The organism is Paenibacillus sp. J22P15, assembly GCF_056269345.1.
Genome location: NZ_JBWDNT010000009.1, coordinates 107,439 through 121,290 on the forward strand (window position 1 = coordinate 107,439; position 13,852 = coordinate 121,290).

General features: G+C 39.0%; 13 protein-coding genes. All 13 read left to right on the forward strand.

Features of this window, described 5'->3' with window-relative positions; genetic code table 11:
- The first annotated feature begins 19 nt into the window (after nucleotides 1–19).
- The 13 genes from AC0YN6_RS19080 to AC0YN6_RS19140 all read left to right on the forward strand — a co-directional run bounded on the left by AC0YN6_RS19080 (nucleotide 20) and on the right by AC0YN6_RS19140 (nucleotide 13,850).
- The gene (locus tag AC0YN6_RS19080; RefSeq protein WP_475748735.1) at nucleotides 20–805 is read left to right on the forward strand and encodes a tyrosine-protein phosphatase; all 786 of its coding nucleotides are present in this window, start codon (nucleotides 20–22) and stop codon (nucleotides 803–805) included.
- 121 nt (nucleotides 806–926) lie between these two features.
- On the forward strand, nucleotides 927–3,008 hold the full coding sequence (locus tag AC0YN6_RS19085) for an S-layer homology domain-containing protein (RefSeq protein WP_475748736.1): 2,082 nt from the start codon (nucleotides 927–929) through the stop codon (nucleotides 3,006–3,008).
- A gap of 320 nt (nucleotides 3,009–3,328) precedes the next feature.
- The gene (locus AC0YN6_RS19090; protein ID WP_475748737.1) at nucleotides 3,329–4,096 is read left to right on the forward strand and encodes a YveK family protein; all 768 of its coding nucleotides are present in this window, start codon (nucleotides 3,329–3,331) and stop codon (nucleotides 4,094–4,096) included.
- A complete protein-coding gene (locus AC0YN6_RS19095) occupies nucleotides 4,077–4,769 on the forward strand; it encodes a CpsD/CapB family tyrosine-protein kinase (protein WP_475748739.1) in 693 nt (230 codons plus the stop codon). Before AC0YN6_RS19090 ends, AC0YN6_RS19095 begins: the two co-directional genes overlap by 20 nt.
- 43 nt (nucleotides 4,770–4,812) lie before the next feature.
- Nucleotides 4,813–6,636, forward strand: coding sequence for a polysaccharide biosynthesis protein (locus AC0YN6_RS19100; RefSeq protein ID WP_475748740.1), 1,824 nt, complete (start codon nucleotides 4,813–4,815; stop codon nucleotides 6,634–6,636).
- A gap of 32 nt (nucleotides 6,637–6,668) precedes the next feature.
- Nucleotides 6,669–7,295 carry a hypothetical protein gene (locus AC0YN6_RS19105; RefSeq protein ID WP_475748742.1) on the forward strand — a complete coding sequence of 209 codons (627 nt, stop codon included), beginning with the start codon at nucleotides 6,669–6,671 and terminating at the stop codon, nucleotides 7,293–7,295.
- Between the two features lie 41 nt (nucleotides 7,296–7,336).
- Complete coding sequence (galU, locus tag AC0YN6_RS19110) at nucleotides 7,337–8,224, forward strand: UTP--glucose-1-phosphate uridylyltransferase GalU (protein ID WP_475748743.1); 888 nt, start codon at nucleotides 7,337–7,339, stop codon at nucleotides 8,222–8,224.
- A gap of 44 nt (nucleotides 8,225–8,268) precedes the next feature.
- Complete coding sequence (locus AC0YN6_RS19115; RefSeq protein WP_475748745.1) at nucleotides 8,269–9,408, forward strand: DegT/DnrJ/EryC1/StrS family aminotransferase; 1,140 nt, start codon at nucleotides 8,269–8,271, stop codon at nucleotides 9,406–9,408.
- Nucleotides 9,408–10,052: a sugar transferase gene (locus AC0YN6_RS19120; protein ID WP_475748747.1), complete on the forward strand. Its 645-nt coding sequence runs from the start codon at nucleotides 9,408–9,410 to the stop codon at nucleotides 10,050–10,052. The genes AC0YN6_RS19115 and AC0YN6_RS19120 overlap by 1 nt, the downstream gene beginning before the upstream one ends.
- Before the next feature lie 64 nt (nucleotides 10,053–10,116).
- Entirely contained in the window at nucleotides 10,117–10,380 is a 264-nt protein-coding gene (locus tag AC0YN6_RS19125; protein WP_475748848.1) for a PglD-related sugar-binding protein, read from the forward strand.
- A gap of 109 nt (nucleotides 10,381–10,489) precedes the next feature.
- On the forward strand, nucleotides 10,490–11,701 hold the full coding sequence (locus AC0YN6_RS19130; RefSeq protein ID WP_475748749.1) for a glycosyltransferase family 4 protein: 1,212 nt from the start codon (nucleotides 10,490–10,492) through the stop codon (nucleotides 11,699–11,701).
- Nucleotides 11,702–11,721: 20 nt separating this feature from the next.
- Entirely contained in the window at nucleotides 11,722–12,744 is a 1,023-nt protein-coding gene (locus AC0YN6_RS19135; protein ID WP_475748750.1) for a polysaccharide biosynthesis protein, read from the forward strand.
- Nucleotides 12,741–13,850 carry a capsular polysaccharide biosynthesis protein CapF gene (locus AC0YN6_RS19140; RefSeq protein WP_475748752.1) on the forward strand — a complete coding sequence of 370 codons (1,110 nt, stop codon included), beginning with the start codon at nucleotides 12,741–12,743 and terminating at the stop codon, nucleotides 13,848–13,850. Before AC0YN6_RS19135 ends, AC0YN6_RS19140 begins: the two co-directional genes overlap by 4 nt.
- Nucleotides 13,851–13,852: the final 2 nt, after the last annotated feature.

Below are 13,852 nucleotides of genomic sequence, written 5' to 3' on the forward strand. Positions count from 1 at the left end.
ACTGGGAAGTGAATTCAGCATGATAGACATCCATACACATATTTTACCTGGATTGGATGATGGTGCGGCGAGTTTTGATGATACTTTGAATATGGCCCGGGCAGCTGTATCAGAGGGAATTACAACAATCATCGCAACTCCGCATCATGCCAATGGAACTTATACTAATAAAGCGGATGACGTAGCTAAGCACACTCTCTCTATTAACGATCGGTTAATAACTGCGGGTGTGCCTCTTGCTGTGTGCACAGGTCAAGAAATTCGTGTTCATGATGACCTGCTTGATGCTTGGTATAGGAATGAATTGCTTCCCTTAGCCGGCTCTAGTTATGTATTAATCGAGATGCCATCCTCGCGTATTCCGAAGACGATGATTGAACTCGTCCATGAGCTTAATGTGTTGAAGCTGAAACCCATTATCGCTCATCCCGAGAGAAATGCAGAGGTTGTGCAGCACCCGGATCGACTAGCCGAGCTCGTAGAGGCGGGAGCATTCGCACAGGTTACAACCCATTCTTTGCTTGGGGGCTTCGGCAAACGCATTGAACAATCCGCATGGTCATTGCTCAAAGCAGGCCATATCCATTTCGTTTCTTCCGATGCTCATCATATTGAGCGCCGCGGCTTTCGTATGGGTGAAGCTTATGATGCCATTGATAGGCGGATGGGAGAACAGTGGGTGAATTATTTGCAGCGGAACGCTCAGTCTGTGTTAGAAGACAAGTCCATACATAATCAGCCTGTCCAATCGTCATCTTCAGAGGGAGCTTTGCGTCGTTTCTTTTCCTATTTTAACAAAAAATAGAACGAACTAGAAATGATGTCAGTTAAAGGGAACGTGTGCTATGCTGTAATGCTACTGGCTTTATTAGTCATTCATCTATTAGATGGGTGCAACTATTATCATATAATTGGAGTGATAGAAAGTGACATTAAGAAAAAAACTAGCAGTATCTACGATCGCAGCAAGTGTAGCTCTTACGGCTCTTGCTGGTATTCCGCTAAGTAGCAAGGGTTTGGCTGAGAAGCTAGGAGTAAATGGGGTTGTTTATGCATCGACAGGTGACAATGCGGATTTCTTGACAGAAGCAGGTAAAATTTATACTGCACTAGCTAACATTACTGGCGGAGTTGAAGCAGTAGATGCTTTCCGTGCAGAAATCGCTGCAGCTCTAGCAGTTAGCGGTAACTCCATTCTAGTACCAATCACAAGACACCTTCCTGCAGATAAACAAGCAGGATTTAAAGCAGTGATTGAGGATTTGCTTTCAGTTCCAGTTAGTTCTGGATGGGAAGCAGCGCTTGGACAAAAACGTGAGCAACACAAAGCATTTTTGAAAGAAGTATCGGCTGCTGCTGGGGTAACCTTAACAGTTGATGACATTGCACAAGTTGCACTTGAGCTAGAGTACAAATTGGCAGCAATAGCGGCTAACATAACTAGCTTAGGAGATGTTGATGCTTCTTTGAAGGATCAAATTCGTGATGCTGCGAAATCGGCAATTGCGACAAATGCTAATGTTAAAGCAATAGTCGCACACTATGAAATTACAACTGAGGATTTTGCAAACGTATATACAGAACTTCAAGCTAGCCCTAAAGTGAGTGCTTTGACTGCTTTTGCAGCGTTTATTGCACTAGACAAAGCATACAAAGCTGCACATCCATCTACAGGTGGCGGCGGTGGCGGCGGTATTGTTATACCAGAAACTCCGCTTCCAGAATCAACTGATAAATTGCTAAACGCTTTTAAAGAAGCGTTTGATAAAGCGACTGACGCTGAGAAGGCTGCTCTTATTACCAAATTTGTTGCAGATGCAACTGCAGAAGTTGCTAAACTAGCAACAATTAGTGCATCTTCAAGTGTTAGCACTGTAAACGGACAAGCTGTTCTTCAATTGGATGAGAAAAGTGTGTTGTCTGCGATTGCTGGAATTAATGCTGTTGCAGCTAAAGTTAAAGAAGTAGCACCAACTAATGCGCTTTCGAAATCTGCTTTGAAAATTGACCTAGGCTCAGTAACACAGAAGGATGTTGTTCTGAATCTTTCTGATGCAGTTGTGAAGGCAGCGGCGGCAGGTAATATTTCAGGCGCAACATTTATAATTGGCAAGTTTGAAGTAACTGTACCGGTTGGTGGTGCGTTCTCAGCTGCTATTGCTCTTACAATTAAGAAAACCGATGCAACTGCAGAGGTTGTTGGTACTTTGAAATCAGTCTCGGAAGTATATGACTTCGGCTTGACTGTTGGCGGTACTGCAAAAACTTCATTCGATCAACCAATCGTTATCAACATCCCGCTTGGTGACACAACTGGCCTTGATAAAGAGCTGCTATCTGTAGCAAAAATTGTTGATGGCAAGCTTGTATTCCACGGTGGTCGCGTTTCTGGTAACTCGATTATCGAATCACGTGATTCGTTCTCTTCTTATGTAGTTGTAGAAAACAAAGTAACATTCAGCGATATTGCTTCCGTAGAAGCATGGGCTGGCCGCGAAATCGGTGTAGTAGCCGCTAAAGGGGCAATCGAAGGTAAATCGGAAGGTCTGTTTGTACCAAAAGACAAAGTGACTCGCGCTGAATTTGCGAAAATGCTTATCCGTGCACTTGATCTAGAAAATGGTTCAGCGACAGAAGCATTTACTGATGTGGATGCAAGCGCTTGGTATGCTCCATACGTAGCTGCTGCAGCGCAATTGGAAATCATTAACGGTCGTTCGGCTACGAAGTTTGATCCGAATGCGACGATTACTCGCGCTGAAATGGCAACAATGATTGCTCGTGCTTTGAAGGTATCACAAGGTGCGAAAGACGTGGCTGATGTGAATGCTGCACTTAAGGGCTTCGCAGATGCTGGTAAAATTAACGCATCATTGAAAGACGGCGTTGCTTTTGCCGCAACTCACAAGATCGTAATTGGAGACGCAGGCAAGTTCTTGCCAAACAACAATGCAACTCGCGCTGAAGCTGCTGTAATTATTTACCGCGCGCTTAATTTTAACGCATAAGTTACAATAATAGTCACAATCTTCCTCTCATCTACATGAGAGGAAGATTTTTTTCGGAAACTATGTGTAAAGAAACACAAAAACATCAATGAAGATGTAAAATAAGGGATTTTATGTTTGTCATATGACATTTTTAATGACACTAGTAACTACTAACCGATAAAAAAAGGTGCTAGACTTGTAAGGAATTAGGGGATGCACTATAAATTTGTCGAAGAGAGTATACGAGGAGAGAGTTTTTAGTATATTATGTAATAGGTTATAGTTCTCGAGAATCACGAACTAATTCCAGAAGACTATATCCGGTGGAGGAGATAGAAGTGTCTAACGATCTAGATTTGCGGCAGTACATGGCAATCATTAAGAAAAGATTAGTGCTTATTATAGTGTTTATTCTTATTTGTACAGTGGCAGCAGCCGTTGTAAATAAGTTTTTCAAAGATCCTGTCTATGAGGCTTCTACGAAAATCATTGTGAATCAAACGGCTGCACAAGTGACTACGGGGCAGCTTGATCTCAATCAAATTAACTCGAATATTAAGATGATTGATACTTATAAAGAAATTATTAAGACACCAGCTATATTGGATAAAGTGGCTGAACAGTACCCGCAGCTTGGGCTGTCAGCAGCTGAGCTTTCTCGCAAGATTCAGGTTAGCTCCGTAAACAACACACAAGTAATGACATTAGTCGTACAAGATGTGGATTATAAGCAAGCCGCTCAAGTGGTAAATGCGGTGTCGAACGTTTTCCGGGATGAAATCCAACATATATTTAAGGTTGAGAATGTATCCATTCTGAATGAAGCTGTCGTAGACGCAAAGCCGAGCCCAGTATCACCTAATGTTCCGCTTAATATCGCAATTGCGTTTATTGTATCCTTGATGATTGCTATAGGTATTACATTCTTGCTTGAGTATATGGATGACACGATTAAGACGGAGGCGGATGTGCTGCAGTTTTTGGGCCAGCCTACGCTTGCGATGATCTCAAGAATGAATGCGGAGGATGCTAACTCGAACCAAAGAAGAAACACTAATCAAACATACAAGGCAGGTGAATTAGAGCGTGTCTCGATTGAAAAATAAGCGTCAGATCATTACGCTGACGAATCCTCGTTCTCCCATATCAGAATCCTACCGCGCGCTGCGGACTAATATTGAGTTTTCATCCATAGATGAGAAGCTTCAAGTGTTAATGGTTTCCTCAGCAGGTCCTGGTGAAGGAAAGTCGACTACGATAACGAATCTGGCAGTAACTTTTGCCCAGTCGGAGAAGAAGGTTGTCCTTATCGACGCTGATCTTCGTAAGCCTACTGCTCATCAAACGTTCTCAATCTCTAATCGCTTTGGGTTATCTTCTGTTATTTCACAGCAATGCTCGCTAGAGGATGGAATACAAGCTACAAATATTCCTAATCTGAATGTGATGACATCAGGTGCCATACCGCCGAACCCGGCAGAAATGATGAACTCCAAGCGAATGACTTCTATTATTGAGCATCTAAGACAGATGTACGACATTATCTTAATCGATACGCCTCCGCTGCTTGCGGTAACAGATGCACAGATTGTAGCTACGAAGAGTGATGGTGTCATTCTTGTCGTTGATCAAGGCAAAGTGAAGAGGGATATCGCGAGCAAAGCAGTAAAGAGCCTAGAAAGTGTGAATGCTCGTATTCTGGGTGTCGTGCTGAATAATGTGAAGCGTAAGGCAAATGAAGAGGCTTACTACTATTATTATGGTGTACAAGATAAATAATGGAATATATTCGTAGATGTCTTGTTGTGGAGGGATGAGTTAGTTGAGTAATAAAAATAGAATGCTAGTCATACTGGTGGTAGATATTTGTATTATATGGATAGCAATTGGGATATCCTATCTCTTTCGCTTTAATGCGAATATCCCTCCCATCTACGAAAAGCAGATGCTTCAGTTCGCTTTCTTAACAACCGTAATATGCGGGAGCAGTCTAGCATATTTCCGAATGTATAGACGAATGTGGCAATATGCCAGTATTGGGGAAATTATAGAGCTTGTAAAGGCGATTGTAATCGGTCTTGTCTTGTCTTATGGGGCAACCTACGCATTAAATGGGGAAAGAGTTCCTATCGCTATTACTTCACGTACACTTGAAATTATGCTGCTGTTAATGGGCGGCTCGCGCTTCCTTTGGCGTCTAATTAGAGTAAACAGAACTAAGAAAACTGAACTAACGAATAATGTACTTGTTGTCGGTGCCGGTGATTGTGGTGCGCTGATCGCGAAGGAAATTATGACAAGCAATAGCTTCATAGGCAACCGCATTGTAGGATTTATTGATGATGATCCACATAAACGCAATATGCATGTAGTAGGGTTGTCAGTATTAGGAACCCGCATGCAAATTGAAGAAATTGTACATAAACATCATATCCATGACATTATCATCGCAATGCCTTCGGTAAAGCGAGTGCAAATATTAGAAATTATAAATATATGTAAGCTAACCGGAGCAAAGGTTAAGATTATTCCTTCTATTAATGACTTCATTAAAGGGCGTCTCGGGGTAAAGGCATTGCGCGATGTAGAAGTGGAGGATTTGCTCGGGAGAGAACCTGTGATCACAGATCTAGAAGGTATAGCTAACTACGTATCGGATAAAGTCGTTCTTGTCACAGGTGCTGGCGGTTCGATTGGTTCAGAGCTTTGCAGGCAAATTTCTTCCTTTAAACCAGCTAGCTTGTTGCTGCTGGGACATGGAGAGAACAGTATTTATACGATTGAGATGGAGCTAAGAGCGAAGTTCCCAGATGTGCATCTGGAGACAGTCATTGCAGACATTCAGGATCGAAGTCGTTTGGATGATGTATTCCGTAAGTTCAGGCCACAGGTTGTATTCCATGCGGCAGCGCATAAACATGTGCCTCTTATGGAACGTAATCCATCAGAAGCAGTGAAAAACAATGTGTTCGGAACGAGAAACGTAGCGGATTGTGCTGATAAATATAACGCGGAACGATTCGTTATGATATCCTCCGATAAAGCTGTTAATCCTTCAAGCATTATGGGGGCAACCAAGAGAATTGCAGAGATGTACATACAGAGTATCAACACAATAAGCGAGACCCAGTTCGTAGCAGTTCGATTTGGCAATGTGCTCGGCAGTCGGGGAAGCGTTATCCCAAGGTTCAAGCAGCAAATTGCTGTGGGTGGACCTGTAACCGTAACCCATCCAGATATGGTCAGATATTTCATGACAATTCCTGAAGCGGTTCAGCTCGTTATTCAAGCGGGATCGTTCGCCAAAGGCGGAGAAATCTTCGTCTTAGATATGGGTGAACCCGTTCGAATTCTGGATTTAGCTCAGGATCTCATTCGATTGTCAGGTTATGAGCCTAATGTGGATATTGAGATCAATTTCAGCGGTATGCGTGAAGGTGAGAAGCTATTCGAGGAGCTGCTTACGGATGAAGAAGCAGTATCGTCTACTCAACATGAACGGATTTACATAGGCAAGCCAACACAAATTAATAGAGTAGAATTAGAGCTTCAGTTCAAGCGAATTGAGAAAGTACTTGGTGAGAACCAAAGTTCGATCAAGGATGTTATTGAGCATCTTGTTCCTTTTTATTCACATGTATCCTAACAGACAGTTTAATATAACGGAGGACATTACATATGCGTAAGAAAAGATGGAAGAAGATATTAATCTGGCTTGTATCGATCATCGTTATTCTAGGAGTAGGGGGCTTGTTTGCAGCTAATTATGCTGTAGATAAGCTCATTTCTACGTTAGCAGCTGACCTTGAGGGTGAGTTGTTGAATGAAGTGGTAACTCCTGATGCGAAGCCAGATCAACAGGGCGCGGAACAGACAGGCGGCCAAGATGATTCAGTTGGCACAGACGAGAAAGTGATAGACTCTACAGAATCTACTGAAAAGCCAGAGCTAGAAGGTTCGAACACGACAGATAGTAGCTTGAACGAAACTAAAGAAGAAGATAAATCAAAAGACGAATATAGCGCAGAGATATCCGTTGATAAAGCTAAAAATCTTCAAGAAAAAATAACGGTTGCTGAGAAAGCGCAGGTTTCATCTACTTTGCTTAAAGAACTTAGTATGTCTGACATAAAAGAATTACAAGCGCTCGCAAGCGGAGGCCTTAGTGTTGAGGAGAAGAAACAAGCGCGTACTATTATTTTAGGTAAGTTATCTTCTGAACAATATAATGATTTGATTCAGGTAGCTAAGAAGTATGGGATGAGTAAAGGGAAGTCTTACGATGAAGTTATAAAAGAAAAATAAAATAACAACGATATACGTTGCAAATTCTAGGAGGAATCTAGATGAAAGTTCGTAAGGCGATCATTCCGGCAGCTGGACTTGGAACAAGATTTTTACCAGCGACAAAGGCGATGCCGAAAGAGATGCTGCCAATCGTTGATAAGCCAACTATTCAATACATTGTAGAAGAAGCGATAGAGTCGGGAATTGAAGACATTATTATTGTTACGGGCAAAGGGAAAAGAGCAATTGAGGATCATTTCGATAACTCATTCGAATTGGAACAAAACTTATTTGAAAAAGGGAAATTTGAGTTGTTAAGTGAAGTGCAAAAGTCTTCCAAAATGGTAGATATACATTATATTCGTCAAAAGGAAGCGAAGGGCTTAGGCCATGCAATATGGTGTGCTCGTAAATTCATAGGTGACGAACCTTTTGCTGTTTTACTGGGTGATGATATTGTACAGGCAGAGAAGCCTTGTTTAAAACAGATGATTGAGCAGTATGATCGTTATAAATCATCGATTATAGGTGTACAGAGCGTTTCTGAAAATGAGGTTTCAAGATATGGCATTATAGACGGGAAGGAAATTCATGATCGTCTTTATAGTGTGAATAACTTAGTAGAGAAGCCCATGAAGGAAGAGGCACCTTCAAATGTTGCGATAATGGGGCGTTATATTCTTAGTCCAAAGATTTTTGGCATTCTTGAGAATCAAAAGCCTGGGGCTGGCGGTGAGGTTCAATTAACTGATGCCATTGCGGAATTGAATCGGGTAGAAGCTGTATATGCTTACGATTTTGAAGGTGTTAGGTATGATGTGGGGGAGAAGTTAGGGTTTATAAAGACTAATGTGGAATTTGCTTTGCAACGGGAAGATTTAAAATATGACTTACTCAAATATTTTAATAGCATAATTGATCAACAGGGTCTATTAATTAAGAAATAATTATTTTATTATCGATGGAATTTTCTGATAGGGGAAGATAAGAGATGGCAAGTCAGACCGATAATATGACTAAGAATAAAATCTACCTCTCATCACCACATATGAGTGATGAGGGTTATGAAATGCAATATATTAAGGAAGCATTTGATACTAATTGGATAGCACCTCTTGGGGAAAATGTAAATGAATTTGAAAAAGAACTGGCAGCAAAGGTTGGATCAAAAGCTGCAGCGGCACTCTCTTCTGGAACTGGAGCCCTCCACCTAGCACTTAGAGCAGCTGGAGTGGGAGAAGGGGATGTTGTGTTCTGTCCAACATTAACATTTTCTGCAACGGCTAATCCGATTATCTATCAGAATGCAATCCCAGTATTTATAGATAGTGATTTTGAAACTTGGAATATGTGCCCTATAGCATTGGAAGAGGCTTTTGGGAAGTACCCGGATGTAAAGGCGGTAATAGTAGTTCACCTTTATGGTCTTTCTGCTGATATGGATAAGATTATGGAGATTTGCAAGAAACACGATATTGTAGTTATAGAAGATGCAGCAGAATCTTTGGGTGCTTACTATAAAGGGCAACACACTGGAACATTTGGTGATTATGGAATTTTTTCTTTTAATGGTAATAAGATTATCACTACTTCTGGTGGTGGAATGTTAGTTTCTAATAATGAAGAAAGAATTGCTAAGGTGAGATTTTGGGCTACACAAAGTAGAGATCAAGCAAGGCACTACCAACATACCGAATTAGGATTTAATTACCGTATGAGTAATGTGGTTGCCGGGATCGGCAGAGGGCAGCTTAAGGTATTAGATAAAAGAGTTGAGAAGAAGAAATATATATTTGAGTTTTATAAGAGAGAGCTTGGAGGCCTTGAGGGTGTTGAATTCATGCCTAGCAATGAATGGAATGAACCTAACTATTGGTTAAGCTCAATCACTTTAAGTGGCCATGTTAGACCAATAGATATTATGACAGTTCTTGAAAAAGAGAATATCGAATCCAGGCCAATTTGGAAACCAATGCATATGCAACCGTTTTTTGAAAAGTACGATTATGTTGGAACAGACGTGTCGGAGAAACTATTTGAGAATGGTGTGTGCTTGCCATCTGATACAAAGATGTCAGATGGGGATTTGGAGAGAGTTGTGCAGATTATTAAAAAGTTGTGGTGGAAATAATGGAGCCTTCTAAAGGTGGTATCTATAGAACATTTATAAAAAAACCAATGGATTTTTTACTATCTTTGATTGCAATTATTGTTTTAAGTCCAGTACTAATAATTGTTACTTTGTTGGTAAGGGTTAAGTTAGGAAGCCCGGTGATTTTTAGTCAGAAAAGACCTGGGTTAAATGAGAAGATTTTTACCATGTATAAGTTTAGGACAATGACAGATGAGAGAGATGTGAATGGCGAATTACTACCTGATAGTGTTCGTCTTACGCAGTTTGGAAAGTTCTTACGTTCTACTTCACTTGATGAGTTGCCAGAACTATTTAATATCCTTAGAGGGGATATGTCAATAATAGGGCCTAGACCATTACTGGTGCAATATCTACCTTTATATAATAAACAACAAAAACGACGTCATCACAGTAGACCTGGATTATCAGGTCTAGCTCAAGTGAGTGGTAGGAATGCGATTAGTTGGGAAGAAAAGTTTAATCTCGATGTAGAATATGTAGAGAATATAAGTTTTATCAGCGATTGGAAGATTATTATTTTAACCTTTAAGAAGGTTTTTATAAGAGAAGGTATTAATTCAGGGACTGCTGTAACGATGAAACCTTTTAAAGGAAGTTCAAAGGAAAGTATGGGGTTATGAAAAAAAACATCTCATAATTGGTGCTAGTGGCCATGGAAAAGTTGTTGCAGACATCGCATTGAAAATGAATAAATGGAAAAGTATATCTTTCCTAGATGATGACGAAAGCATTAACTCATCAATGGGACTAGAATTGGTTGGCAAATCAAGTGATACCTTTAGAAATGTGAAAAATTGCGACATCTTCATAGATATTGGAAAAAATGCTACAAGAGAGAAGCTCCAGGAATGGCTTGGAGCTGAAGGGGCTAGTATACCTGTTTTGATTCACCCTAGTGCTATTATCGGAGAACAGCAGTTGGGTAGGTATTGGAAGCGTAGTAAGTAATAACATAAACATAACTAGTGATTGCAAAGTGGGGGCTGGAGCAGTGGTGATCAAAGATCTATCCGAAACTGGAACATACGTAGGAGTTCCGGCGAGGAGAGTATAAGGCATGAATATACTTTTTTTAACACTTTTGGATTTTATAACGATTGATGAAAGCGGCATATATACTGATTTGATGCGTGAATTCGTAAAAGATAACCATAAAGTATATATTATTTCTCCAACTGAAAAAAGGAAAAAACAACCTACAAGATTAATTGATAATGGAAATAATAAAATACTGAAATTACAGATTGGTAATACTCAAAAAACCAATATGATTGAAAAAGGTATTTCAACTCTTACCTTGGAATCTAAATTTCAAAGAGGCATTAAAGATTATTATTCCAATGTTAAATTTGATCTAGTAATTTATTCAACACCACCAATTACATTACAAAAAGCGGTTGAATATGTAAAGAAAAGAGACAAGGCTAAAGCATATTTATTATTGAAAGATATATTCCCACAAAATGCTGTAGATCTCGGCATAATGAGAAAGACTGGAATCCAAAGCATTTTATATAACTATTTTAGAGCAAAAGAAAAAAAGTTGTATGAACTATCGGATTATATAGGTTGTATGTCACAGGCAAATGTAGATTTTATTTTACAACATAATCCAAAAATATTACCTGATGTTGTTGAGATATGTCCCAACAGTATCGATCCATTACTAATAATACAAGAGGAACAAAAGATAAATATAATTAAAGAAAAATATAACATACCATCTAATAAGACTGTGTTTATATATGGTGGAAATCTTGGTAAACCACAGGGCGTTGACTTTCTTATTAAGTGCTTGGATGCTAATAAAGCTAATGAACAAGTGTATTTTGTTATTGCTGGGGCAGGAACAGAGTTCAATAAAATTAAAGAATACTTTGATAAAGAACAACCAACGAATGCACAATTGTTTCAACAGTTACCCAAAAGCGATTATGAAATTTTGGCAAACTCATGTGATGTTGGACTTATTTTTCTTGATAAAAGATTTACAATACCCAATTTTCCATCAAGACTTCTTTCATATATGAATGCATCAATACCAATCTTAGCTGCCACTGATATTAACACTGATATTGGCAATGTAATAGGAGATGGGAAATTCGGGTATTGGTGTGAGAGTAGAGATGTTAAGGAATTTAATCAACGTGTGCAACTACTTTGTGATGCGCAATTGAGAAAGCAAATGGGCAAAAACGCTAGGAAGTATTTAGAAGAAAATTACACAGCAAAGCATACATATGAAATTATTATGAAGCACTTTAAATAAAATGAGAGAGGTTTGACTAAATGTTTGGAAATAAAACGTTATTAATTACTGGCGGAACAGGTTCATTTGGAAATGCAGTTATGAAAAGATTTTTAGATACAGATATAAAAGAAATTCGAATCTTTTCTCGTGATGAAAAGAAGCAAGACGATATGCGAAAACTTTATAAGAGTGAAAAACTCAAATTTTATATAGGCGATGTAAGAGATTTAGCTAGTGTAAAAAATGCCATGTATGGTGTAGATTACATCTTCCACGCGGCAGCATTAAAGCAAGTTCCATCTTGTGAATTTTTTCCATTGGAAGCTGTGAAAACAAATGTCATAGGGACAGATAACGTTCTGACAGGAGCAATTGAAAGTGGTGTGAAGAAAGTTATCTGCTTATCAACAGACAAAGCTGCTTACCCTATAAATGCAATGGGAATCTCTAAAGCAATGATGGAAAAGGTAACTGTTGCAAAATCAATGACGGTAGATCCAGATAGGACTTTAATCTGTGGTACACGTTACGGGAATGTTATGGCTTCTAGAGGTTCTGTAATTCCATTATTTATTGAACAGATAAAAAATGGACAGCCGTTAACGGTTACAGATCCTAATATGACAAGATTCTTGATGAGTCTTGAAGAAGCTGTAGAACTTGTAGTATTTGCATTCGAAAACGCTGAACCTGGGGATATCATGGTACAAAAATCACCTGCATCGACTATTGGAGATCTAGCAAAAGCAATCAAGGAGTTATTTAATGCAGACAATGAAATAAAAGTTATTGGCACTCGTCATGGTGAAAAACTATATGAAACCCTACTCACTAGGGAAGAACATGTAGTTGCACAAGATTTAGGAGGATTTTATCGAGTACCCGCTGATAAAAGAGATCTTAACTACGATAAGTATTTCGTAGACGGTGATGAGAAATTATCTTCTGAAGACGAGTACAACTCTCATAACACAGAGAGATTAAATATTGAGGAGATAAAAGATAAGTTACTAATGCTTGACTATGTTCAGGAAGAATTGAAGGGTTGGAATAAACGATGAAGATACTAGTGACCGGAGCAAAGGGGTTTATTGGTAAAAATCTTGTTGCAGAATTGAGAAACCGGAACTATACAGATATCTTTGAATATGGTAGAGACACTGATTCTACTTTATTTGATGTGTATTGTAAGGAAGCAGATTTTGTATTTCATCTTGCTGGGATAAATCGTCCCCAGGATCAATCCGAATTTATGGACGGTAACTATGGTTTTACATCAACACTACTAGAAACGTTGGAAAAACATAAAAACACTTGTACAGTAATAACCTCATCTTCTATCCAAGCTGAAGTGGATAACCCATATGGAATTAGTAAAAAAGCAAGTGAAGACTTACTTTTTAAATACAGTAAAGAAACAGGAGCAAAAGTGCTCGTATATCGTTACCCAAATGTTTTTGGAAAATGGTGTAGACCGAATTACAATAGTGCAGTAGCAACATTCTGTCATAACATTGCTCATGAATTCCCGATCACTGTAAATGATCCTAGTGTAGTGATGAACTTAGTTTATATTGATGATGTAGTGGAAGAACTGATAAATGTTTTAAACGGTAATGAAAACTCAGTTGGGGATTTTTGTGAAGTCCCAGTAGTTCATACTATTACTCTTGGAGAAGTCGTTGATTTGATTTATTCTTTCAAAAAAAGTCGGGAAGAACGTTCTATTCCTAATATGTCAAATGCATTCACGAAAAAATTATATAGTATGTATTTAAGCTATTTGCCAGAAGATGAATTCAGTTACGATCTTAAGATGAATGTAGATCAAAGAGGTTCTTTCACAGAGTTTATTAAGACCCCTGATAGAGGGCAAGTGTCTGTTAATATATCTAAACCTGGTATTACTAAAGGGAACCACTGGCATCATACAAAGAATGAAAAGTTTCTTGTGGTAAGTGGAAAAGGGGTTATTCGTTTTAGAAAGATTGACTCAGATGAAATCATTCAATATTTTGTAAGTGGAGATAAAATGGAAGTAGTGGATATACCTATTGGCTATACACACAATATTGAAAACCTTGGTGAAACCGATATGGTCACTATTATGTGGGCAAATGAGTTCTTTGATCCAAAGAAACCAGATACTTACTTCTTGGAGGTATAAAT

What these genes read in the sequence shown, in the direction of transcription:
- AC0YN6_RS19080 (WP_475748735.1), top strand. Translation starts at nt 20, where the DNA reads ATGATAGACATCCATACACATATTTTACCTGGATTGGATGATGGTGCG.
- AC0YN6_RS19105 (WP_475748742.1), top strand. Translation starts at nt 6,669, where the DNA reads ATGCGTAAGAAAAGATGGAAGAAGATATTAATCTGGCTTGTATCGATC.
- galU (WP_475748743.1), top strand. Translation starts at nt 7,337, where the DNA reads ATGAAAGTTCGTAAGGCGATCATTCCGGCAGCTGGACTTGGAACAAGA.
- AC0YN6_RS19115 (WP_475748745.1), top strand. Translation starts at nt 8,269, where the DNA reads ATGGCAAGTCAGACCGATAATATGACTAAGAATAAAATCTACCTCTCA.
- AC0YN6_RS19120 (WP_475748747.1), top strand. Translation starts at nt 9,408, where the DNA reads ATGGAGCCTTCTAAAGGTGGTATCTATAGAACATTTATAAAAAAACCA.
- AC0YN6_RS19125 (WP_475748848.1), top strand. Translation starts at nt 10,117, where the DNA reads ATGAATAAATGGAAAAGTATATCTTTCCTAGATGATGACGAAAGCATT.
- AC0YN6_RS19130 (WP_475748749.1), top strand. Translation starts at nt 10,490, where the DNA reads ATGAATATACTTTTTTTAACACTTTTGGATTTTATAACGATTGATGAA.
- AC0YN6_RS19135 (WP_475748750.1), top strand. Translation starts at nt 11,722, where the DNA reads ATGTTTGGAAATAAAACGTTATTAATTACTGGCGGAACAGGTTCATTT.
- AC0YN6_RS19140 (WP_475748752.1), top strand. Translation starts at nt 12,741, where the DNA reads ATGAAGATACTAGTGACCGGAGCAAAGGGGTTTATTGGTAAAAATCTT.